Origin of the sequence: Algoriphagus litoralis, assembly GCF_003259255.1 — a bacterium.
GTDB lineage: Bacteria > Bacteroidota > Bacteroidia > Cytophagales > Cyclobacteriaceae > Algoriphagus > Algoriphagus litoralis.
In genome coordinates this window covers 52,322-74,889 of the sequence record NZ_QGOL01000017.1, presented here as the reverse complement: position 1 = coordinate 74,889, position 22,568 = coordinate 52,322, and the positions used below count along the sequence as shown (strand labels likewise).

Genomic DNA, 22,568 nt, shown 5'->3' with positions numbered 1-22,568 from the left:
GAATGCTAGAAATGGCATTCGATTTTTTGTTTTCATGGTTTTAAAAAAAGGAAATAAAAAAAGCCTCAGATTATTCTGAGGCTTTGGTGGAAGTTGAGGGATTCGAACCCCCGACCCTCCTGATTGCATCGGGATGCTGTCAAACCAACTAAATTAGTTTTTTTTCAAAATCAACTCTTCAATCTTTTTTCGGGATTTCCATGATTTCACAGCCCTTTCTCTGGCATAGGCACTCGATTTATCTGGAAAATTTTCGATAAAAACCAGTTTCCAGTCAGCTTCACTTCCGGTGAAGCCTTTATGGTTTGAATTGTGCTTTCTGATTCTTTGGTTTATTTGCTCGCAAGTATGTCCCATATAGTATTTCTCTTTTGACTTTGAAAAAAGAATATAGAATGAACAGGCCATCTCTAAAAATTAAAAAAAGCCTCAGATTTTTCTGAGGCTTTGGTGGAAGTTGAGGGATTCGAACCCCCGACCCTCCTGATTGCATCGGGATGCTGTCAAACCAGCTAAATTAGTTTTTTTTCAAAATCAACTCTTCAATCTTTTTTCGGGATTTCCATGATTTCACAGCCCTTTCTCTGGCATAGGCACTCGATTTATCTGGAAAATTTTCGATAAAAACCAGTTTCCAGTCAGCTTCACTTCCGGTGAAGCCTTTATGGTTTGAATTGTGCTTTCTGATTCTTTCGTTTATTTGCTCGCAAGTATGTCCCATATAGTATTTCTCTTTTGACTTTGAAAAAAGAATATAAAATGAACAGGCCATCTCTAAAAATAAAAAAAGCCTCAGATTTTTCTGAGGCTTTGGTGGAAGTTGAGGGATTCGAACCCCCGACCCTCTGCTTGTAAGGCAGATGCTCTGAACCAGCTGAGCTAAACTTCCGATTGAGTTCAAAATATGTGGGAGTTGAGGGATTCGAACCCCCGACCCTCTGCTTGTAAGGCAGATGCTCTGAACCAGCTGAGCTAAACTCCCGTCGCTTATCAAACGGAATGCAAAGGTAGATTCTAATTTTTTACTGGCAAATAAAATGTTTGATTCGTTTGCAATGATTTGAAAATGAGAAGAATTAATTTTTTGTGCATTGCGATGCTAAAGGGATTTCAAACTTCAAACTTCAAATTTCTAATCAATCAATACCCGTATTTCCCCTTCCATTTTCCCGAAAGATACTTTCTCAACTCATGCTCCCGGGCGTTTTCTCCCGGTTCGTAGAGCTTGGTACCTTTTATTTCATCGGGTAAAAACTCTTGCTCGACAAAGTTACCCGGAAAGTCATGGGAATACTTGTAGGCTTTGCCATAGTTCAGGTCTTTCATCAACTTGGTGGGAGCATTCCGGAGATGAAGAGGGACGGATAAATCACCCTTTTCACGGACCAAAGCTTGGGCCTTATTGATGGCCAAATAGGAGGCATTGCTTTTTGGCGAACTCGCCAGATAAGTGACGCATTGGGAAAGGATGATTCTGGCCTCTGGATAGCCGATGATTTTGACCGCCTCAAAGCAATTGGTAGCCAAGAGCAGTGCATTTGGATTTGCATTTCCAATGTCTTCTGAGGATAGGATTACCAGCCTTCTCGCGATGAATTTGACGTCTTCACCACCCTCGATCATCCGCGCGAGCCAATATACTGCTGCATTGGGGTCGGAACCTCGAATCGATTTGATAAATGCCGAAATGATGTCGTAATGCTGCTCGCCTGACTTGTCATATAGCGCAACTTTTTGTTGTGCGATTGTCATCACAATTTCATCTGTGATTTGGCAAGGATTCTCGTTTATTCCGTCTATGACGATTTCTAGGAGGTTGAGAAGTTTTCTGCCATCCCCGCCTGAGATTCGGAGTAGGGCGTCGATTTCCTTCAATTCAACGGTGATTTTCTTTAGATCAATATCCTTTTCTAAAGCCTGATACATCATCGCTTCAAGTTCAGGCTTTCCCAAAGCATTCAGCGTAAAAACTTGACATCTGGACAGCAAAGCTGCGTTGATTTCAAAGGAAGGATTTTCGGTAGTCGCTCCAATCAATCGGATTGTTCCTTTTTCTACTGCACCAAGTAGGGCATCCTGTTGAGATTTGTTAAACCGGTGGATCTCGTCGATAAAGAGAACTACGCCTTGTTGAAATCGTGCTTTTTCGATCACTTCCCGAATGTCTTTCACGCCCGAACTGATCGCACTCAGGGTGTAGAATGGCGCTTTGATCTCGTTGGCGATTATATTGGCAATAGTGGTTTTTCCTACTCCTGGAGGACCCCAAAGGATCAACGATGGTACATTCCCCGACTTGATCGCCTTGTGCAAAAACGAGTTGGGTGAAGATAAATGCGCCTGACCGATCAGATCTTCCAATCGGGTTGGTCGCATGCGTTCGGCTAGGGGAGTGGGGTTCATTTTTTAGAGACAAGAGATTAGAAGCAAGAGTCAAGAAAGTATCAAATAGCTAGATTTTAGTAGCAAGAAAAGGGACTTAATGAAAAGAATCAAGATTGGGTTAATTGGTTTTAGGAGCGCAAATTAGAATAAAAAAAAGGCCTTTTTAGGCCTGATTGTAATCGAATGGAGTGATTGAGTCAATCGCTGTCTGTTTGGTAGTTTTTTCTTCCTCAAGATCAAAATCATCCTGAAGCCCTAGCCAGAATTTCGGGGAAGTACCAAAAAATTTGGAAAACCTCAACGCTGAATCTGCTGTAATCCTCCTTTTTCCCTGAATGATTTCAGAGATGCGAGTTTGAGGAATATGAGTTTCTTTGGCAAGTCTGTAAGCGGAGACTTTCATCGGTTTTAAGAATTCTTCCGACAGAATTTCGCCAGGATGAATGTTTTTAAGATTTTCCATTATTTTGATATCAATGATAATCTACTATTTGAACATCAAATGATTGATTGCCTTCCCAGGTAAATATGATGCGCCACTGTTTATTAATGCGTATACTAAACTTTCCAGATAAATTTCCAGAGAGTTTTTCTAAATGATTTGACGGAGGAATTCTTAAATCATTAATGTTTTGAGAGTTATTGAGCATCCTAAGTTTTCTTCTTGCGACTTCTTGAATTTCATTTGGGAGTTTAGCCGAACGGGTTCCATTCCAAACTTTCTCAGTTTCCTTGTCTCCAAAAGATAGTATCACTAGTTCTGTGTTTCGATACTAACGCTTGAAGTTAGTAATTGATTTCAAATTTCAAATATCGAATTTCAAATTTCTCTAATCCTCTTCCCAAATTCCTCCAAGTTATCGTCCCCAAAATCCAAATGCGTCACAAATCGCACGAGGTCCTTACCAAACTTGACGGATTTGATGTTTTGCTCCGCCAGTTTTTTCATGAATTCCTCAGGAGTAGTTCCCTCCAGTCTGGCAATCACAATATTGGTAGCCACAGGGAAAATCTCTGATACCACAGGTAGTTTGCTGAGCATATCTCCCAATTCTCTAGCTCTTACATGATCTTCCTTCAGTCGCTCCACCTGATTATCCAAGGCATAAATGCCCGCAGCTGCCAGAAATCCCGCCTGTCGCATCCCGCCTCCAAAAACTTTCCGAACTTTTCTCGCCTGCTTAATAGCAGCTTTTGACCCGAGTAAAACAGAACCTATCGGGCAACCCAAACCTTTGCTCAAACAAATGGAGATCGTGTCAAAATGAGCTCCCCAATCGGCAGGACTTTCTCCAGTTTCCACTAAGGCATTGAACAATCTCGCCCCGTCCAGATGAAGTTTGACTCCTTTTTCCTGGCATATAGCATGAATTGGCTTGATTTCATCCAGCTTATAAATGCTCCCTCCGCCTTTGTTCATCGTATTTTCCAATGAAACCATCGTAGTCTCTGGAGCATGAACATCGTCGGGATTGATGGATTCGCCGATTTGTGATGCAGTGATTTTTCCCAGTTCCCCTGGCAATAGCTTCACAGAAGCATGGGAATTGGCCATGATCCCGCCTCCTTCATAGAGGTAAATATGTGAATATTGGTGACAAATTACCTCTGTCTGAATCCGGGTATGGAGACGAATCGCAATCTGGTTGGTCATGGTGCCGGAAGGGCAGAAAAGTGCTGCTTCCATCCCAAACAGTCGTGCGATTTTCTCCTCAAGTGCATTGACGGTAGGGTCTTCGCCAAACACGTCATCGCCTACAGGGGCTGCAAACATGGCATCCTTCATTCCCGGAGTCGGCCGGGTCAACGTGTCACTTCTCAGATCAATCAACATGGGTGAAAAATTTTGCTTTTGAACTTGTGTTTGGGACGAGGGTCTGAATAGCTTTTGCAGCTTCAATAGGCCGATCGGTAGCTAATATATCGGCTCCGTTTTGGACAAAACTGACATAGAGCTCATCTCCCCGAGCGGCAGCGCTCTTGTCCAAGTTGCCCAAAACACCTAGAATGGTAAACACGCCTTTATCATGAATGGCTTTGTTAAATTCTACAGACCGCTCGGCTACGCCTGTAAAGGCAATCACCCGATTCCAGGGAATACCCGCCTCTTGCAATCTGCCAATTTCTTCTTCATTCCTGATAGTGACCGAAAGCATAAGTTCCGGAGCCATGAGATGAAGTTTTTTGGCCGCTTCGAAGGAATAAGTGATCAAAGCTGCATGCGCCTCAGATTCAGTTGTTCTGACTTCTTCAATCACCTTTTCATAGGGAACAGAGCGCTTGATGTCGACGGTAAGCAGGGCTTTTCCTTTTGACCAAACCAAGGCTTCTTCCAGAGTTGGAACCTTGAATTCAGTCCGATTTCCTTCGTTATCTTCCAAAAATAGACTCTGAATGTATTCAAAAGTGACTTCGTTCACTTTGCCAGTTCCGGTAGTAGTCCGCTCCAGCTCATCATCGTGCATGAGTACCAAGACAGAGTCTTTGGTCATCGCGACATCGAGTTCAATGATCGCTGGGGTATAAGTCAAAACGTTAGCGAAGGTTTCGATGGCATTCTCGGGGAAACCAGGATATGGACCTCCTCGATGCGCGGATACCATAGGAATTCGATCAGTGGTCCAAGCGTAAAAAGTCTCGGCATCGCTGATGGTATTGACTTGGATGTTATTTGAACTTGTCTCTGAAATGTCAAGTTCATTTTGATTTTGATTGGATTGTGGCGAACTGCATGAAATCAGCCCAATTAAAAGGGAGGGAAACCAAAGGTAATTTTTACTCATTTTCATTTTTGGGGTCTTTTTTAAAGAAAATATCAAGGCTGCTTCTTCGCTTCTCAAAAATTTCCTCCATATCTGAAAGCTCGAGATTAAGCGCTTTTGTTGAAATCTGAATTTCTATTAAGGAAATGGCTAAAGAAATCAGCAAGGAAAGCATGCTCGCTACAAATACCCAATTGGCAGCCTGAGTATATCCTTGAAACAGCAAATACATACAAACGATGCACATTAAAAAGCTGAAAACTCCAAATAGCTGCATGTTTTTGATGAGTGTCAGCCGCCGGCGGAGATTGTGAATCTGCTCGACGATCAGCGTAGAATCGGGTTCCTTGAGGTAGTTTTTGTGCAGTCCGCGAATTAGCGTAGCTATCGCCAAAAATCGATTGGTAAACGCCAACATCAACAAGGTAATGGCTGAAAAAAGCAGGGCAGGAGTGGAGAGTTGTAATTCCATGACTTGAGAAGTGCTTTCTGAATCGGTAAGTTCAGCAAAAGACACTAAAAAAGCCTGCTCTTTTCAAAGCAGGCTTCAGTTTTTCAAGAATTTTAAATTTTAGGCTACCTCACCCAGTACCACCAATTTCTCCAGAGTAGGTGCTTTTGAACCACCTTTTGGTTCGATGGTGATGGCAAAAACACCCGCCTCTGCCACTGCTTGCATCTGTTGCAGCGTAAATTTCTCTCCAGGATTGACTAAACCGATGCCGACAGGACCATCTTTGCCTATGGCCCAAAGCTGATAGTCGAATTCTGCCGAGAGTGAATTCAGATTATTCACAGCCACGAATACTTCCTGCTTACTTTGATCCCAGAAGACATCCACTTTGGCGTCTTTTTGCATATCAAAGCCTTCTCCTTTCATCTCCACACGCTTAAAATCACCCGCTACCAAGCGATCCAAGCGATTGTCTGTTTCTTCGTATTGCAGCTTGACCTGATTCAGATTGTCCGCCATCACTTGCTGATCTTGAAGCAGAGCGGTAAATTGCTCATCTACCTCGTAATACTTGCCGGCAAAATAAATGGCTGCTGTACTTGCCAATACTGCTACCAGCGATGCGGCCACCGCGAAACCTTTCCATGGGGAAAGTTTTACCACCTTGGTGTCGATGGGAGCTGTCACGGATACTTTTTCTTCCGTACCTGTCAGGTCTTTTTTGAAGTCTGATTCCAGACTCTCGAAAATCCGTGACTTTATCTCTTTTGAGGGTGTCGGTCCTGTCAAATGGTCAAAGGAAAACATCGCTTCCTCCAGCTCATCCAATTCCTTTTGGATTTCAGGATAAGCTTTTGCCAGGGTCAGGACTTCCTCACGCTCGCGCTCAGTCAACTCTCCCAAAAGGAAGAGTTCAAGTTTGCCTGATGCTATGTATGATTGAATGTCCACTAGATTCTGTCTAAGTTCTTTTTTAATACTTGAAGTGCAGCCCTGACGCGGGATTTGACTGTGCCAAGAGGGATTTCAAATTCCTCCGAGACCTCCGAGTGCGTATACCCTTTGAAATAAATGTAATCGATAATGAATCGTTGATCCTCATTGAGATTATTGATCAACTCCTTGACTCCTATCCCTTCTACCTGTTCCATAGTTCCTGACTGGCTTTCGATTCCATATACGAAGTCATCGATTCCGTTGGTCTTACTGGCTTGAGAAATTTCTTTGGAGCGAAGTTTATCAATGGCAGAATTGCGGCAAATATTGGCCATCCATGTGTATAAACGGCCTTTTGACTCTTCATAGGAGTCGATCTTTCGGGTGATTTTGATGAAAGCATCATGAAAAATCTCCTCTGCGATGTCTTGGTCGGAGACGATTCTGGAAATCACCGAAAACAGTGCACGCGAATACTTTTCATAAAGGTATTCGGTGGTTTTCCGGTCTCTGGCTCGTAGGCCTTCGATGAGTTGTTCTTCCTGCAAAAGTATTTGGGTTGAAATGGAATACGCTTAAAAATAGAACTCCAAGCTGAATGTTTAAGCTTGGAGTTCATTTATTTTCAATTAAAGGTGAATTACTTCATCGTAGGCTGCTGCTGCGGCCTCCATGATTGCCTCAGACATGGTTGGATGCGGGTGAATTGTTTTTATCAATTCATGTCCGGTAGTTTCCAGTTTTCGGATCGCTACGATCTCAGCGATCATCTCTGTTACGTTAGCCCCGATCAGGTGTGCTCCTAGAAGCTCTCCGTATTTTTTGTCAAAAACCAATTTCACAAATCCTTCTTTTGCGCCAGCTGCTGAAGCTTTTCCAGAAGCAGAGAATGGGAACTTACCCACTTTTACCTCATAGCCTGCTTCTACAGCTTTGGCTTCGGTATAACCTACAGAGGCAATTTCTGGTGAGCAATAGGTACAGCCTGGGATGTTGTTGTAATTGATTGGTTCTGGATGATGGCCAGCGATTTTCTCCACACAAGTAATTCCCTCGGCAGATGCCACGTGCGCCAATGCAGGACCTGGTACCACATCACCGATAGCATAATAGCCTGGCATGTTGGTTTTGTAATATTCGTCTACTTTAATTTTGCCTTTTTCTACCAAGATTCCGACATCTTCCAAACCGATGTTTTCCAAGTTGGAAACCACGCCTGCTGCGGAAAGTACCACATCGCATTCCAGTGTTTCTTCACCTTTGGCGGTTTTGACAGTCACTTTGCAACCTGTCCCTTTAGTATCCACTGCGGTCACTTCGGAGGAAGTCATGATAGTCATGCCGGCCTTTTTGTAGATTTTCTCCAAGGCTTTGGATACTTCAACGTCTTCTACAGGGACGATGCGATCCATGAATTCTACGATCGTCACTTTGGTACCTATGGAATTGTAGAAATAAGCAAACTCGACTCCGATAGCTCCAGAACCTACCACCACCATGGTTTTTGGTTGCTTTTCCAGGGTCATTGCCTTGCGATAGCCGATGATTTTCTTGTCATCGATCTTCATGGATGGCAATTCTCTGGAGCGTGCACCTGTGGCAATGATGATATGGTCAGCTGCATAAACAGTCTTTTTGCCTTCTTTGTCTGCAACTTCAACTTTTTTGCCGGGCTGGATTTTTCCCCAACCTGTGATGATTTCGATTTTGTTTTTCTTCATCAAAAACTGAACGCCTTTGCTCATGCCATCTGCCACACCGCGGCTTCTTTTCACCATTCCTGAAAAATCTGCATCTGCACCTTTTACCGAAATCCCATAATCGGCCGCATGGTTGATGTACTCAAATACCTGTGCGCTTTTCAGCAAAGCTTTGGTCGGAATGCAGCCCCAGTTTAAGCAAATGCCGCCTAACTCGGCAGCTTCTACTATGGCAGTTTTCAGTCCGAGTTGAGAAGCACGAATCGCAGCTACATACCCTCCAGGTCCACTTCCCAGCACGATCAAGTCAAATTTTGTCGAAGACATATCTTATTCTTGTTTGATTACAAATTGAAACTCTGCAAAAATAGGCCTTTTGGCTTCAGAAAAAAATCGGAATTCAGAGTTGCGCTGACATTCAAAAGCTGCTAAAACTGAATATTTTATGCGTTTTGGGTGAAAATTTTAACAAATCTTCAAACAGCCCATTTATCTTTTGCGAAATTGATTTTCAGAGATTTAATGACTTGGTTTTCAGTGAAAAGAGGAAGAGTTGTTTTTTCAGAAAATAGAATTCCGGGCTTTTTTTCTAATTTTGACCAAACAAAATTTTATTCTTCATGGGATTACTTTCAGGAAAAACCGCATTGGTGACAGGAGCTTCAAAGGGAATCGGCAGGTCAATAGCCATCCGTTTTGCTGAGGAAGGTGCAAATGTCGCTTTCACTTTTTTGTCCAGCGTGGAAAAAGGGCAGGCACTTGAAGCTGAGTTGGCTGCTTTTGGAATCAAAGCCAAAGGCTATCGCTCGGATGCTTCCGATTTCAAAGCAGCAGAGCAATTGATCAACGACGTCGTGGCTGACTTTGGTACGCTGGATATCTTGGTGAACAATGCAGGCATTACCCGCGACAATCTCTTGATGCGGATGACCGAAGAGGTTTGGGACGAAATCATGAATGTCAACCTGAAGTCCTGCTTCAACACAGTGAAGGCCGCTTCACGCACAATGATGAAAGCCAAAGCTGGCTCAATCATCAATATGACTTCTGTAGTTGGTGTGAAAGGCAACGCGGGTCAAGCAAATTATGCAGCTTCTAAAGCTGGAATCATTGGTTTCACCAAGTCAGTGGCGTTGGAGTTGGGATCAAGAAATATCCGCTGCAATGCCGTAGCGCCGGGATTTATCGAAACTGAGATGACAGGAGCTTTGGATGAAAAGACGGTGCAGGGTTGGAGAGACGGCATCCCGATGAAGCGTGGAGGACAGCCGGAAGAAGTGGCAAATACCTGTGTGTTTTTGGCTTCCGATATGAGTAGCTACATCTCAGGTCAAGTGCTGCATGTGAATGGGGCGATGTATACTTGATTTACGATTTTGGATTTACGATTTACGAGCGGCTGGAGAGATTCAGCCGTTTTTGCTTTTTACAGCTAATCTTAAATTTATAAATAGGAATGCGGCTTTAGCCCATTCTCAAGTTAATTGTTTCCCTTCTGGGGCTTTAGCAAAATATTGCCATTTCTGAATTCATCCCTTCTCAATACCCCTTCACTCCGGCTTCTGCAATGATTCCATCCTGCGCTGATGTTACTCCTGAAATACCAATCGAGCCCACGATGATCCCGTCTTTGAAGATCGGAAGCCCGCCTTCCACGCCCACAGCATGGGGGAGGGTGGAGATTCGGCTTCCTCCCTCACTTTTCATCGCTTCTTCAAAGACTTTGGTAGGCCGCTTGAAATATACTGCTGATTTGGCTTTGGCCTGTGCCACATCAATAGAACCGATTTGAACACCATCCATCCGCTTCAAGGAAATCAAATGTCCACCATCGTCAAGAATAGCAATCACCACATTCCAGCCCTCAGCTTTGGCTTTGGCTTCTGCAGCAGCGCTGATCCGCTCAGCGTCTTCCAGAGTCAGATAGGGTTTTTGCTGCGCAAAAGAAATGAGTGGCAAAATCAACAGAAGGAAGAAAAAGGACTTTTTCATGGTGTATAGGAGTTGAAGTGAATTTCAATTTATTGATTTTTCAAAGTTAAGGAGCTTATACCCCTCGGATTTTTGGATTCTGAGCGACAGATCGCCAAATTGAGAAGGAGTTTTCCCTTAAACAAAAAACCATGATCAGCAGACGTGAATCGCTCAAAACCCTAGGATTGGCTACCGGAATCAGTCTTTTTGCCCCATCCAGCCTTTTTGCCTGCAGTACTAAACCAAAGAAAGACAAACTTGGTATTGCCTTGGTCGGTCTGGGATATTACAGTACTGACTTGCTTGCCCCAGCACTCCAAATCACCAAAAATTGCTACCTCGCGGGGATCGTCACCGGTACCCCCTCTAAAGCTGAAACGTGGAAAGCCAAATACAATATTCCCGAAAAAAACATTTACAACTACGAGAACTTTGATTCGATCGCGGATAATCCGGACATTGATGTAGTCTACGTTGTCCTGCCTCCATCCATGCACCGGGAGTATGTGGAGCGTGCAGCAAAAGCAAAAAAAGAAGTCTGGTGCGAAAAGCCCATGGCTGTCACAGCGGAAGACTGCCAGGCGATGATCGATGCCTGCAAAGCAAACGGAGTGGGTCTGTCCATAGGCTATCGATGTCAGCACGAACCCAATACGCAAGCATACCAGAAGATCGTCAAAGAGGGCTCATTGGGGAAAGTACTTAGTCTGGATTGTGCGGCGGGTTACCGCGAGGGAAGAACTGACCACTGGAAGCAAAAGCGCGAAATGGGCGGCGGAGTGATTTATGATATGGGTGTGTATGCCATCCAAGGAGCAAGACTTGGCTCTGGTATGGAACCAATCGCTGTGAATTCAGCCAAAGTATGGACTGAACGACCGGAAATCTACAAAGATGGTCTGGGAGAAATCGTGGAAGCAGAACTCGAATTTCCAGGAGGAGTGATTGGGAAGATCAAAACTTCTTTTGCTGAAAATACCAACTTCTTGAATATCCGATGTGAGAAAGGAATGATTGAAATGGCTCCTTTTTCAGCCTATTCGGGAAACAAAGGAAAAAGCCCGCTTGGCGAAATTAATTTCCCATATGACGTCCCTTGGCAGCAGGCTAATCAAATGGATCACGATGCGATGGCGATCATGCAAGGTAAACCCATGCCTGTCCCAGGAGAGGAAGGTCTCCGGGATATCCGGATAGTCCAGGCGATTTTGAAAAGTGCGGAGAGTGGTTCAAGGGTAGGCCTTTGAAGTGTTTTTATTCTGAAATCAAGGGAGAGAAATTGTCTGAAGTACGATAAAGCCTTGTTTGAAAACCCGTTAGTCTCTATTTTCTAAATCAGGTTGATTCCTGACTTTAGTCATTTGAAGGTGGTGTTGCGTTAACTAACATTGTACTGATCTAATGACTAAACCATGGACTCCAGACTTCCCAAGAGCAGCATCCTTCATGCCTGCATCATCAAGCAACAATTGACCATTTCTGATTTTGAAAAAGAAGTTAATCGGCTCAAATCCGAGGTCACAACGCACGATGAAAGTGCCAGCCAAAGCGGTCGTGGTGCATCAGAGCAAAATGAACTCTTGGTCAGGATGGAGCATGAGTTACTTTTTCTCAGAAATGAATTGAGAATATTGGAGTCCATTGATCCAGATCAGGTAAATGAGAGGATTCAGGAGGGTTCCGTAGTAGTGACAGATCATCGAGTCTTTTTTGTGAGTACATCCATTGAAGCAGTGGAGGTTAATGGCGTTTCAGTATTTGGGCTATCAACCCATGCGCCTATTTATAGTGCTATGAAAGGAAAGCAAATTGGTCAATGGATCGAATTCAATGGACTCAGGTACCAGATTTTGGATGTATATTAACTGACTTACCAGCAGAATCTATTGAGATAAATTGTATTGGCTCAGCGTTGGAATTTGGTACTTCTGTAGACCTAACTACTAGGATAAAAGAAACAAGATTGATTTGGTTTCCTTAATTTCGCAGCCAATCACGACACCTTTTCACATGTTTGAAGGCTTGAAATTTCCTAAATCACTCGATGAGGCACTTTTTGATTCCTGGATGGAAGCAGGAAGGGCAAGCCCGATTTCTTATTGCTATTTATTGATTTTTTGGGATGAGTTGGACCAAAAATATCTTGCGGGATACGCCTTGAATCGAAGTGAAATAGCAGAACATGAAAAATATGGGTATTCTCCAGGAAGGCAATTGCTGGTAGCTGCTTATGATTTGTATTCCGAATCACGAGTGGGTTAAAATCAGCGCTATCAACCCCTGATTTATGCTAGGCTTAGTTCTCTCGCATTGGGTTTCAAAGCTTCTTTATTTAAGGTGGGAGAGCCTATCTCAATGCCTTGAAACGAAAATAGCCAAGCGTTTGCTTGGCTATTTTTATGCAGAGGAGGAGGGATTCGAACCCCCGGTACCTCACGGTACAACGGTTTTCAAGACCGCCGCGATCGACCACTCTGCCACTCCTCTGTGCTGTGATCTCTCTTTTCGAGATTGCAAAAGTAGGGGGTTTATCTCTTTATCCAAACCCCTAAGCAGCTTTTTCTTTTAAGTCCCTGATTTTTATGGATTAAAATTTTCTTCGCCTCTTTCCTTTCCAGCGTATAGGCAATTTTAAGATGCCAAATCAGCCCTTCAGTTTCCTGCCACTCATTAATCATTAACGGTTTAACCTATAACTGATCCCCAGTTTCACTGGCTTCGACTTGCCTTAACCTGACAAGATGCCTACTGTGACTGTCTACTGAACCCTGACTACGGCTTTGACTTCGCTCAACCTGACAAGCTGCCTACTCCGACTGCCTATTGGTCACCTAATTGTTTTCGATAAACGCTACGCTCGTAGTGCAAGGTCTCAGCCTAAGAGGCTACTTACTTATCACTTCCCTTCACCTCATCAATCCACTCCTTCACCACTTTTTCCAAAATATCCAATGGCAAAGCTCCACCTCCCAATACCGTGTCATGGAAGGCTTTTAGGTCAAATTTATCTCCCAGTTCTGTCTCAGCTAGCTTTCGTAATTCTTGGATTTTAAGCATTCCTATTTTATAGCCGGTTGCTTGACCAGGGATTACCATGTACCGGCGAACTTCCGCTTGGATAGCACCCGGAGCAATCGAGGAGTTTTCTGAAAAATATTGAATAGCATCTGCTTCTGTCCAGCCTTTGGCATGGAGTCCGGTGTCTGTTACCAGTCGGATTGCTCGCCAGATTTCATTGACCAATCGTCCAAAGTCATAGTATGGGTTTTGGTAGCCACCCATTTCTTTAGCCAATGCTTCAGCGTATAAAGCCCAGCCCTCTACATAAGCATTAAAACCCATTTGAGTCCTGAACTTTGGCACAGATTCTAATTCCTGAGCGATTGAGATCTGCATGTGATGTCCGGGATTTCCTTCGTGATATGCTACACCTTCCATGGTGGATTTTGGCATTGCATTCATGTCTGAAAGGTGGACATAGTAGGTGCCAGGACGAGATCCGTCTGGCGTTCCCTGGTTGTAATGCTGCGGTGCCCCATCCTGTTCGCGGAAAGCTTCCACGCGTTTTACCACCAAATCCGCTTTCGGCAGAATCCCAAAAAACTCAGGAAGTTTTGCCTTGATCGCATCAAGGTAGGCGGTCGATTCGTCCAGATACGCCTGTCTTCCCTCGTCGGTATTTGGGAAGAAAAACTGGGGGTCACTGTTGACGAATTTGAAAAACTCCTGCAAATCACCTTCAAACCCAACCTGATCCTTAATCGCAAGCATTTCCTGCTGAATCCGTTTGACCTCATTCAAACCTATTTGATGGATTTCCTCCGCAGTCAGGCTGGTTGTGGTGGAGGCTTTAAGTCGATGAGCATACAATGCATTTCCCATTTCATGGCGACTGACACCAGTGGGAGATTCCTCTAGATATGGAAGTTCGGATTCCAGCCAAGCGATGAGGTTTTCATAGGCAGGTTTGAATTCGTTCTGAAGGGCTTCTTTTGCACTTGTTTTGAATTGTTCTGCTTGCTCAGCTGTGATTTTTCCCTCAGTTTCCAGTTTTTCAATTTTACTAAGTGCGTCTGTCCAAAGTGGGGCATTGTCTGGTCCTTCGCTGAATGGCTGTCCTTGAATCAATGCTTTGGATTGTTGAATGACATATTCGTAAGCGAATTTAGGCGGTCGGATGCCAGCCTCAGTTTGCAGTTTTGCCCGTTCCAAAAGTTGGCCGATGGCTCTCCCGCTTTCTTTGATCCGGGATATAAGGGCCTCCATGTCTGATGATTCATCCACTTTATGGAAATTGATGAGCATGGTTGGCAACATGGTATGAACTCCCCCCATTTGATTGAAGACATAGTTCATTCTCCTGAACTGTACCTCTCCTTTTTCCATTTCATATTGGTATTTCCAAAGGTCATAGGAGACTTTAGCCTGTGGGCTTAACAAATTGTAATCGAATTTTGATTCCAATTCAGTAACACTCGACTCCATCCACGCCAGACGTTTATCTTCTGCGGCTTCACTCATGTCGTCAATTTCTCCGTATCGGTCTTTCCTGCCTTGTGTGGTCAATTGGAGCGGACTCATTTGAAGTAGCTCTTCATATTTTGCGTCAAACCAGGCATTGATTTCAGAATCAGGTATGGTCTTGGGTTCCGGCTTGGAACAAGCTGCTAGGAATACTAACGCTAGTAAAAGGGAGGTGACAAGTGATTTTCGGTTCATGGAGGTGGTTTTGAAGATTGTAAGCTAAAAATAGCCAATTTTTATCAGCAAGGGACACTCTAGTTTATGGACTAAGACGGCCTTAAGTTATTTGGTATCAGCCAGCATTTTTCGTCGATTTTCTCGTTCTCTTTGCTTCTCTTCTGCCAAATCGAAACTTACATTGACTTCAAAGCAAACCAACACAATCAGCGAAGTGATGTATAGCCATAGCATCAGCGCGATCAAGGTCCCAATCGACCCGTAAAGCTTATTGTAGCTGGCAAAATTTTCTATATAGAAGATAAACCCATAAAAGGCAAAAGTGATCAATAGTCCGGATAGCTGTGCTCCGATGGAGAAAAAATTCCACTTGTCATGTACGGCCGGTGCAAGCCTGAAAATAAATGCTGAAGTAATGTAAAAAACGAATAGTAGGATGAGAAACTTGAAGGTATTGAAAAGAAAAATCATAAAGTTCGAGTTGAAAACCTGCATTTCATCCAAAGCATTGATCAGGATGCTGCCAATGATCATTACCGTACTAGCTGTGAAAATCGTCAGAACTAAGGCAAAGACTATGCTGACCGCAATGATTCTGGATTTCAAAAATCCTCTGTTTTCTTTGGTCTTATATACCGAATTGAATGAAGTCATCATAGACATCACGCCTTGGGTAGAAGCAAAAAGCGCAAAGAAAAACCCAAAGGAAAGCAGGCTTTGCCGTGGTCTGGATACAATGTCCACCAGAGTTGAACTGATATTTTCATAGACTCCTTGAGGCATTATCGTTTGCACAAAAGCAAAGATGTTTTCGGTAGTCACTACTGGAAAAAAGTCCTGCAGGTATGGAATCAGGTTCAGCAAAAACAGCAAAAGCGGGAAAAGTGCGATGGTATAGCTGAATGCCATGGATCCCGCGCGCTCATTGATGTCATCTTTTTTGAGTTGCTGGATAAAAATCCGGATCACATCGTACAGGTTTTTGTCAGGTGAGCCAAAATGAATCTTTTTCAAATGCCTAGCCTTCAGCTGAAAGCGTAATCTCCATTTGAAAAGTTGTTTTTGGACCACAGGATAAAACTTTAATCGAAATAGGGTTTCAATAAATCTAGTAAATTCTTGGGAGGGCGGGTAGGTTGGTGGCTTTCTTTTTTGAGAAAAGCCAAGGTTGTCCAGCCTTCTGTGATCAAATCCCCAAGTTCATTAAATACTTGATACTCAAACCGGATTTTGACTCCCGGGAATTCAGGGATTGTTGTTTTAATGGTCAAAAGTTCATCGTATTTTCCAGGCTTGAGGTAGCGAATGTGACTTTCGAGCACAGGCATCATCACGCCGTTTTCTTCCATTTGCCGGTAGGAGAAGTTAGCGGATCGCATGGCTTCTACCCGGGCAACTTCAAAGTACATCGCATAATTTCCATAGTACACATACCCCATTTGATCAGTTTCTGCATAGCGTACTCGGAGTTGGGTTTCGGAGCAGAACATTGTCAGAAAATTTTGGCTGCATTCAGTGCAGATTGGTAGCGACGTGCATTCGCATTGTGCTCGGCAAGTGTTTTTGCGAAAGCATGGTATCCGGAAAAATCCTCTTTTGCGCAGAAATAATAGTACTCATGACTCTCTGAGTTCAAAACGGCATTCAGCGAGTTGATGTCCGGTAGATTGATAGGTCCCGGAGGTAAGCCCGCATTCTTATAAGTGTTGTATGGGCTGTCGATTTGTTTATGAATATTCAGAATTCGCTTCAACGTGAAATCACCGGTCGCGAAAACCAACGTAGGATCAGCCTGTAGGGGCATCCCAATTTTCATTCGGTTGAGGTAGACGCCGGCGATACGTGGGCGCTCATCTGATTTTTGACTTTCGGCCTGTACAATGGAGGCCAGTGTACTGACTTCCTTTTGTGAAAGTCCCATGGCCTGTGCTTTTTGCTTTCGTTCCTCCGTCCAAAAAGTCTGATATTCCCGGTACATTCTATCAAATAGTGCCTCAGGGCTTGTGTTCCACCAGAATTCATAGGTATTGGGGATAAACATGCTCATGATGGACTCCTCTTCAAAATCAAACTTTCGGATATAAACCGAGTCCTGGATCAAAGCCATAAACTGGTCAGGGGTCACTTCTAGGTTTGCCGTGATCTTTTCCGCTAGGTCCTCTTTTGTCCGTACATTATTAAAGGTCACCTTCACTGGGACTTGTGCACCACTTCGCAGCATGCGCACCAATTCAAGATTACTCATTTTGGGGTCAACCTGATAAAGACCCGGCTTGACAGCATCCTGATAGCCCAATACCTTACTGACAAAAGCAAAGCTGATCGCATCATTGATCACCCGATCATCATAGAGCTGATTGGAAACTTGCTTGAATACCGCATTACTCGGAATTTTCAGCATATACACCCGGTCAGAATCGACCATGGTGTTTGGGCTAAAAAAAAGCTGGTAAAAGTAAAACGTCAGCGAAATAGCCAATACCGAAGAGGATATCAGCAGGACCAGGAGGAATTTTCTCTTCTTATCAGACATCATAGGCGACAAAAATAAGGAATGGTTTTGAGGAAATGTATTTTTGTAGTGATATGCTACGCGAAATGCGATTCGTGGGATCTGGTTTCTAAGGTTTCGGAAATGGCAATATTTGCGGGCTATTTCAACCACTTTAGCGGTTTTATTTCAAGGTATTTCTACTGTATTTCTATTTTTAACCATGAAAATCATCCCCGTCACCTGCGCCATAATTTTTCATCAGGGAAAAGTCCTAGCGGCAAAGCGGTCTGAGACCATGGATTTGGCTGGAAAATGGGAATTCCCAGGAGGAAAGATAGAGGCTGGCGAAAGTCCCGAGGCATGTTTGATACGGGAAATTCAGGAAGAATTAGCAGTTAAGATCCAGGTAGTCCAAGCACTCCCGTCTTCTGATTATGTCTATTCTGACGAAAAAACCATCCGGCTGATTCCTTTTCTTGCCCAGTTAAAAAGTTTCGATTTCCATTTACTCGAGCACGAAGAGTTGGTATGGTTAGGAGAACATGAGCTTTTTACCCTAGATTGGGCAGCGGCCGATGTGCCCATAGTGCACCAAATCCAAGATAAATGGGTTAAGCTTGTAGAAGAAATCAAACCTATGAGCTAATGGCAGCTGAATTTATTAGGCTTTATGAGCAAAATCCAGATCCAAAGCGAGTGAGGCAAATCGTCGAAGTGCTGCGCAATGGAGGAGTAATCATCTATCCCACAGACACAGTATATGGCTTGGGATGCGATATCACCAATCAACGGGCCGTGGAGCGGATTTGCAAAATCAAGGGCATCAATCCCAAAAAGCACAACTTTTCATTTGTCTGTGCGGATCTAAGTAATATCGCCCAATACACCCGGGTGATCACCAAACCCGTATTCAAGATGATGAAAAAAGGCCTTCCAGGTCCATTTACATTTATTTTGGAAGCGAGTTCTGTAGTCCCGAAGATTCTCCACAGCAATAAAAAGACCGTCGGGATTCGTGTGCCAGATCATTCCATTCCGCGAGCGATTGTGGAGGAACTGGGCCAGCCCATTTTGTCAACATCGATCCACGATGAGGATGAAGTAATCGAATACAGTACCGATCCGGAACTGATCTTTGAAAAGTACCAGCACTTGGTAGATGTGGTGATAGACGGTGGATATGGACAGAATATCGCATCAACCATTTTGGATTGCACGGGAGATGAGGTGGAGATTATCCGTCAGGGGCTGGGGCAATTGGAGGATATCGTATAAATTCTCAATGACCAAATTTCAAATCTCAATTATTACCTACTCACTATTTACTCCTCACTCTTAACCCATAATCTTATAACCCCCAACTTACCTGACTTTGAACAGAATTGCCGTTGATCTTCACTTTTTACCCACATTGGAGTTTTTTGCTGCTATTGCCGAGGCAGAAGAGGTTTTGCTTTTTCCCAAGGATTTTTATCCAAGACAATCCTATTTTAATAGGACCCGAATTCGTCTGGCAAATAAAGTCGAAACCCTGAGCGTGCCAATCCAAGGTCGTCGTCCTAAACTACCCATTGACCAGATCAAGATCGATTTCACCCAAAACTGGCAAGCAGTCCATTTGCGTGGAATCCAGAGTGGATATGGCAAAGCTCCTTTTTTTGAATATTACTTCCCCTATTTTCAGGATATTTACCAAGAAGGGGCTGAGAATCTTTGGGAGTTTAATTTCAAACTTCTGACAATCTGTCTTAAACTCCTGCGCTGGCCTGCCAGACTTGCTGCCTTTGAGGGAATAGAAATTCCTGCAGATGTACAGAACATAAGAGGTCAAATTGTGCCCTCAGAGCCATATTCAGTTAGGAATTACTACCATCCGGTAAGCTATACCCAGCTTTTTGGCTTAGACTTTGAGCCAAACTTGGGGATTCTGGATTTGTTGTTTTGTGCAGGCCCTGAGTCAGACAGAATCCTGAGGGATTCAATAAAAAAACACTGAACAATCATTAAAAGGATTGTGTTTTTAAAACAAATTCGGTAACATACGTAAGAGTTTATTGTCAATCAGAAAGGATATAAATGGAAGCTAAATTTTCAAATAGAGTCAAAGAGGTGATCTCCCTTAGCCGTGAAGAAGCCCTCCGGCTAGGTCATGATTACATTGGTACAGAGCACCTCTTACTTGGAATGATTCGAGAGGGAGAAGGTGTAGCTGTTTCCATTCTAAAAAAATTAGGCGTGCCTCTGGATGAGCTGCGCAATGCAATCGAGCGGGCCGTCAAAGGCACCGCTAACCACAATGTGAAAAATATGGCCAATATTCCACTGACTCGTCAGTCGGAAAAGGTTCTGAAAATCACGTATCTGGAAGCTAAAATCTTTAAAAGTCAATTGATAGGTACGGAGCATTTGTTGCTCTCAATCCTAAGAGACGAAGACAATATCGCCACTCAGATTTTGAATAAGTTTGAAGTGAACTACGATTCTGTCAAGGAAATGCTTGAAATGCAGTCAGATGCCGGCTCATCTCCAAGAGCAAAAGCTGAGGCTGAGGATGGTGACGACGATGGTTCCAAGCTTTTTGGTTCTACAGGAAGTGGATCTGGTAGTCAGTCCAAGCCTGGTGCTGAAAAATCCAGAACGCCAGTTTTGGATAACTTTGGCCGTGATTTGACTAAAATGGCAGAAGATGACAAGCTAGATCCCATTATTGGTCGAGAAAAAGAAATCGAGCGAGTCGCCCAGATTCTTTCCAGAAGAAAGAAAAACAATCCAATCCTCATCGGTGAACCAGGTGTAGGTAAGACAGCAATTGCGGAAGGTTTGGCCTTGCGGATCGTTCAGAAAAAAGTCTCACGAGTGCTTTTCAACAAGCGGGTGGTAACATTGGACTTGGCATCGTTGGTTGCTGGTACGAAATACAGAGGACAGTTTGAGGAGCGAATGAAGGCTGTGATGAATGAGCTGGAGAAGTCTCCAAATGTCATTTTGTTTATAGACGAATTGCATACTATAGTTGGAGCAGGTGGAGCTTCAGGATCCTTGGACGCCTCCAACATGTTCAAACCAGCTTTAGCACGTGGAGAAATCCAATGCATTGGAGCTACGACTTTGGATGAATACCGTCAATACATCGAGAAAGATGGAGCTTTGGCCCGTCGATTCCAGATGGTGATGGTAGATGCTACTTCACCTGAGGAGACCATCCAAATTCTGGAAAACATCAAAGATAAATACGAAGATCACCACAATGTAATTTACACTCCAGAAGCCATTGAGGCTTGTGTGAAATTGTCTGATCGGTATATCTCAGATCGATTCCTTCCAGATAAAGCAATAGATATTCTGGACGAAGCAGGAGCAAGAGTACACATCAACAACATTCACGTTCCGGAAGATATTCTGAAACTGGAGTCTGAAGTGGAGAATATCAAAACCGAAAAAAACAGGGTTGTCAAATCCCAAAAATACGAGGAAGCAGCTCAGCTCCGTGACAAGGAAAAGAAACTTCTGGAGCAGTTGGAAGCAGCCAAAAACCGCTGGGAAGAAGAAAGCAAGTCCAAGCGCTTTGTGGTCGAAGAAGATAACGTTGCAGAAGTAATTGCGATGATGACTGGAATTCCAGCCAAGCGAATTGCTCAAAATGAAGGCGCTAAGTTGCTCAACATGAATACTGAGTTGGGTGGTAAAGTGATCGGTCAGGATGAGGCTATCAAGAAATTGACTAAAGCCATCCAGCGTACTCGAGTAGGTCTGAAAGATCCGAAAAAGCCGATCGGTTCTTTTATTTTCCTTGGTCCAACGGGTGTCGGAAAAACCGAATTAGCTAAGATGTTGGCTACCTATCTCTTTGATAAGGAAGATTCCTTAATTCGAATCGACATGTCAGAGTACATGGAGAAGTTCTCCGTATCCAGATTGGTTGGAGCACCTCCAGGCTATGTAGGCTATGAAGAAGGTGGACAATTGACCGAAAAGGTCAGGAGAAAGCCTTATTCTGTGGTTCTGCTTGATGAGATCGAAAAGGCTCACCCTGATGTGTTTAACATTCTGCTCCAAGTCTTGGATGATGGAATCTTAACTGACGGTTTGGGTCGCAGAGTAGATTTCAGAAATACGATTATCATCATGACTTCTAATATCGGAGTACGTGACCTAAAGGATTTCGGTGCTGGAATTGGTTTTGCCAACCGTGCCAAGTCCGAAGGATCTGATGATGTGATGAAGTCAACCATTCAGTCCGCTTTGAAGAAAGCCTTTAGCCCTGAATTCTTGAACAGATTGGATGATGTAGTCGTGTTCAATTCACTGAGCAAAGAACACATCTTCAAAATCATCGATATCAGTTTGGGTAAGCTCTTCAAAAGAATTACCGATTTGGGATACAAGATCGAATTGACAGAAAAGGCCAAAGATTTCTTGGCGGAAAAAGGATACGATCAGCAGTATGGAGCCCGTCCATTGAATCGAGCGATTCAGAAATATTTGGAAGATGCCATTGCCGAAGAAATCCTGAAAGGGGATCTTTCCGAAGGTGATGTAATCACTGCCGATTACGCTGGCGAAGGTTCTGAATTGAGTATTTCTGTGAAAAAGAAAGAAAAAGCGGAGGAATAAATTCCTATTGATATCAGTCTTAATGTAAAACCCGGAAAAATCTTCCGGGTTTTTTTATGCTTTTTAGAAAAAAGGACTTTCAATAAACCGCCTTATAATTCACCACTATATCCAGCAAGGTCCACTCATTTTCTTTCACAGTGACTGGATTTACATTTCCATCTCCATCAAAAACATTGGCGAATAGCCCATTTTCTTCTACTACAAATACAGAATATCTACCGGGGCTAAGCTGAATAGAGTACGCACCGCTATCGTTTGACTCTACCTCAGTGATGGGTTGTGCCGACACTGCCGTAAATAGTCCTTCTTCCATCTTCAGGTCGGAGAATTTGATCAGTGGATATACTTTAACTACTCGCTTGATGGGTTTTGGGGCTACTTTGTCAGTACCTTTCCCGTCTTCAGTGACCATGGGCATTTGATTCCCATCCAGCCAAGTGAGCGTGCCGGTGATGCCTTGGCCTTCAGGTTTGTAAGGCTTGCAGCCTACTAGGGAAACGGTAAGAAAAAAGATTGAAAGTAAGAGAAGTCTGTTCATCATGTTT

Annotated in this window: 25 protein-coding genes and 3 tRNA genes; 8 read left to right on the top strand and 20 right to left on the bottom strand. The window is 43.6% G+C overall.

Annotated features, from left to right (window positions below; translation table 11 throughout):
- Nucleotides 1-153: 153 nt before the first annotated feature.
- From DK188_RS18725 to lpdA, 13 genes are all read right to left on the bottom strand, one after another.
- Nucleotides 154-408 carry a GIY-YIG nuclease family protein gene (locus DK188_RS18725; protein WP_111672377.1) on the bottom strand — a complete coding sequence of 85 codons (255 nt, stop codon included), beginning with the start codon at nt 406-408 and terminating at the stop codon, nt 154-156.
- A gap of 109 nt (nt 409-517) precedes the next feature.
- Nucleotides 518-721, bottom strand: a complete 204-nt coding sequence (locus DK188_RS18715; protein WP_317046883.1) for a GIY-YIG nuclease family protein — start codon at nt 719-721, stop codon at nt 518-520.
- Nucleotides 722-811: 90 nt separating this feature from the next.
- Nucleotides 812-889 (bottom strand) — tRNA-Val (locus DK188_RS18710).
- Between the two features lie 18 nt (nt 890-907).
- A tRNA-Val gene (locus tag DK188_RS18705) sits at nt 908-982 on the bottom strand.
- Between the two features lie 158 nt (nt 983-1,140).
- A complete protein-coding gene (locus DK188_RS18700; RefSeq protein WP_111672375.1) occupies nt 1,141-2,403 on the bottom strand; it encodes a replication-associated recombination protein A in 1,263 nt (420 codons plus the stop codon).
- A gap of 145 nt (nt 2,404-2,548) precedes the next feature.
- Nucleotides 2,549-2,848, bottom strand: coding sequence for a HigA family addiction module antitoxin (locus tag DK188_RS18695; RefSeq protein ID WP_111672374.1), 300 nt, complete (start codon nt 2,846-2,848; stop codon nt 2,549-2,551).
- A gap of 10 nt (nt 2,849-2,858) precedes the next feature.
- Entirely contained in the window at nt 2,859-3,140 is a 282-nt protein-coding gene (locus DK188_RS18690; protein WP_111672373.1) for a type II toxin-antitoxin system RelE/ParE family toxin, read from the bottom strand.
- Between the two features lie 65 nt (nt 3,141-3,205).
- Nucleotides 3,206-4,219 carry a threonine aldolase family protein gene (locus DK188_RS18685; RefSeq protein ID WP_111672372.1) on the bottom strand — a complete coding sequence of 338 codons (1,014 nt, stop codon included), beginning with the start codon at nt 4,217-4,219 and terminating at the stop codon, nt 3,206-3,208.
- Complete coding sequence (locus DK188_RS18680) at nt 4,209-5,168, bottom strand: glycerophosphodiester phosphodiesterase family protein (protein WP_111672411.1); 960 nt, start codon at nt 5,166-5,168, stop codon at nt 4,209-4,211. The genes DK188_RS18685 and DK188_RS18680 overlap by 11 nt, the downstream gene beginning before the upstream one ends.
- Complete coding sequence (locus DK188_RS18675) at nt 5,161-5,619, bottom strand: DUF2721 domain-containing protein (RefSeq protein ID WP_111672410.1); 459 nt, start codon at nt 5,617-5,619, stop codon at nt 5,161-5,163. Before DK188_RS18675 ends, DK188_RS18680 begins: the two co-directional genes overlap by 8 nt.
- 99 nt (nt 5,620-5,718) lie before the next feature.
- Complete coding sequence (locus DK188_RS18670; RefSeq protein WP_111672371.1) at nt 5,719-6,552, bottom strand: anti-sigma factor; 834 nt, start codon at nt 6,550-6,552, stop codon at nt 5,719-5,721.
- Nucleotides 6,552-7,085, bottom strand: a complete 534-nt coding sequence (locus tag DK188_RS18665) for an RNA polymerase sigma factor (protein ID WP_111672370.1) — start codon at nt 7,083-7,085, stop codon at nt 6,552-6,554. The genes DK188_RS18670 and DK188_RS18665 overlap by 1 nt, the downstream gene beginning before the upstream one ends.
- Before the next feature lie 81 nt (nt 7,086-7,166).
- Entirely contained in the window at nt 7,167-8,564 is a 1,398-nt protein-coding gene (gene lpdA / locus DK188_RS18660) for a dihydrolipoyl dehydrogenase (RefSeq protein ID WP_111672369.1), read from the bottom strand.
- A 293-nt stretch (nt 8,565-8,857) separates the two neighbouring features.
- Here lpdA and fabG point away from each other — a divergent pair, with 293 nt between their 5' ends.
- A complete protein-coding gene (gene fabG / locus DK188_RS18650) occupies nt 8,858-9,604 on the top strand; it encodes a 3-oxoacyl-[acyl-carrier-protein] reductase (RefSeq protein WP_111672367.1) in 747 nt (248 codons plus the stop codon).
- Nucleotides 9,605-9,776: 172 nt separating this feature from the next.
- Here fabG and DK188_RS18645 read toward each other — a convergent pair whose 3' ends face one another.
- Nucleotides 9,777-10,229, bottom strand: coding sequence for a GlcG/HbpS family heme-binding protein (locus DK188_RS18645; RefSeq protein WP_111672366.1), 453 nt, complete (start codon nt 10,227-10,229; stop codon nt 9,777-9,779).
- 131 nt (nt 10,230-10,360) lie between these two features.
- Between DK188_RS18645 and DK188_RS18640 the strand changes: the two genes are divergently transcribed.
- From DK188_RS18640 to DK188_RS18630, 3 genes are all read left to right on the top strand, one after another.
- Nucleotides 10,361-11,458, top strand: a complete 1,098-nt coding sequence (locus DK188_RS18640) for a Gfo/Idh/MocA family protein (protein WP_111672365.1) — start codon at nt 10,361-10,363, stop codon at nt 11,456-11,458.
- 165 nt (nt 11,459-11,623) lie between these two features.
- Entirely contained in the window at nt 11,624-12,076 is a 453-nt protein-coding gene (locus tag DK188_RS18635) for a hypothetical protein (protein WP_111672364.1), read from the top strand.
- Nucleotides 12,077-12,179: 103 nt separating this feature from the next.
- Nucleotides 12,180-12,473 (top strand): hypothetical protein, encoded by a 294-nt coding sequence (locus DK188_RS18630; RefSeq protein ID WP_317046882.1) that lies wholly within the window; start codon nt 12,180-12,182, stop codon nt 12,471-12,473.
- A 140-nt stretch (nt 12,474-12,613) separates the two neighbouring features.
- Here the strand turns inward: DK188_RS18630 and DK188_RS18625 are convergent.
- The 5 genes from DK188_RS18625 to mltG all read right to left on the bottom strand — a co-directional run bounded on the left by DK188_RS18625 (nt 12,614) and on the right by mltG (nt 17,448).
- Nucleotides 12,614-12,698, bottom strand: a tRNA-Ser gene (locus DK188_RS18625).
- A 402-nt stretch (nt 12,699-13,100) separates the two neighbouring features.
- Nucleotides 13,101-14,930, bottom strand: a complete 1,830-nt coding sequence (locus DK188_RS18620) for a DUF885 domain-containing protein (RefSeq protein ID WP_111672362.1) — start codon at nt 14,928-14,930, stop codon at nt 13,101-13,103.
- Nucleotides 14,931-15,017: 87 nt separating this feature from the next.
- On the bottom strand, nt 15,018-15,983 hold the full coding sequence (locus tag DK188_RS18615; RefSeq protein ID WP_111672361.1) for a YihY/virulence factor BrkB family protein: 966 nt from the start codon (nt 15,981-15,983) through the stop codon (nt 15,018-15,020).
- 11 nt (nt 15,984-15,994) lie between these two features.
- Nucleotides 15,995-16,402, bottom strand: a complete 408-nt coding sequence (locus tag DK188_RS18610) for an acyl-CoA thioesterase (protein WP_111672360.1) — start codon at nt 16,400-16,402, stop codon at nt 15,995-15,997.
- A gap of 2 nt (nt 16,403-16,404) precedes the next feature.
- Nucleotides 16,405-17,448, bottom strand: a complete 1,044-nt coding sequence (mltG, locus tag DK188_RS18605; RefSeq protein ID WP_111672359.1) for an endolytic transglycosylase MltG — start codon at nt 17,446-17,448, stop codon at nt 16,405-16,407.
- Between the two features lie 178 nt (nt 17,449-17,626).
- On the opposite strand from mltG, the gene DK188_RS18600 reads away from it, so the two are divergent.
- The 4 genes from DK188_RS18600 to DK188_RS18585 all read left to right on the top strand — a co-directional run bounded on the left by DK188_RS18600 (nt 17,627) and on the right by DK188_RS18585 (nt 22,020).
- On the top strand, nt 17,627-18,052 hold the full coding sequence (locus tag DK188_RS18600) for a (deoxy)nucleoside triphosphate pyrophosphohydrolase (protein ID WP_111672358.1): 426 nt from the start codon (nt 17,627-17,629) through the stop codon (nt 18,050-18,052).
- Nucleotides 18,052-18,681: an L-threonylcarbamoyladenylate synthase gene (locus DK188_RS18595; protein ID WP_111672357.1), complete on the top strand. Its 630-nt coding sequence runs from the start codon at nt 18,052-18,054 to the stop codon at nt 18,679-18,681. The genes DK188_RS18600 and DK188_RS18595 overlap by 1 nt, the downstream gene beginning before the upstream one ends.
- Nucleotides 18,682-18,778: 97 nt before the next feature.
- Nucleotides 18,779-19,402: a WbqC family protein gene (locus tag DK188_RS18590; RefSeq protein WP_111672356.1), complete on the top strand. Its 624-nt coding sequence runs from the start codon at nt 18,779-18,781 to the stop codon at nt 19,400-19,402.
- Nucleotides 19,403-19,482: 80 nt separating this feature from the next.
- The gene (locus DK188_RS18585) at nt 19,483-22,020 is read left to right on the top strand and encodes an ATP-dependent Clp protease ATP-binding subunit (RefSeq protein WP_111672355.1); all 2,538 of its coding nucleotides are present in this window, start codon (nt 19,483-19,485) and stop codon (nt 22,018-22,020) included.
- 79 nt (nt 22,021-22,099) lie between these two features.
- Here the strand turns inward: DK188_RS18585 and DK188_RS18580 are convergent, their stop codons facing one another.
- Nucleotides 22,100-22,564: a carboxypeptidase regulatory-like domain-containing protein gene (locus tag DK188_RS18580; protein WP_157963284.1), complete on the bottom strand. Its 465-nt coding sequence runs from the start codon at nt 22,562-22,564 to the stop codon at nt 22,100-22,102.
- Nucleotides 22,565-22,568: the final 4 nt, after the last annotated feature.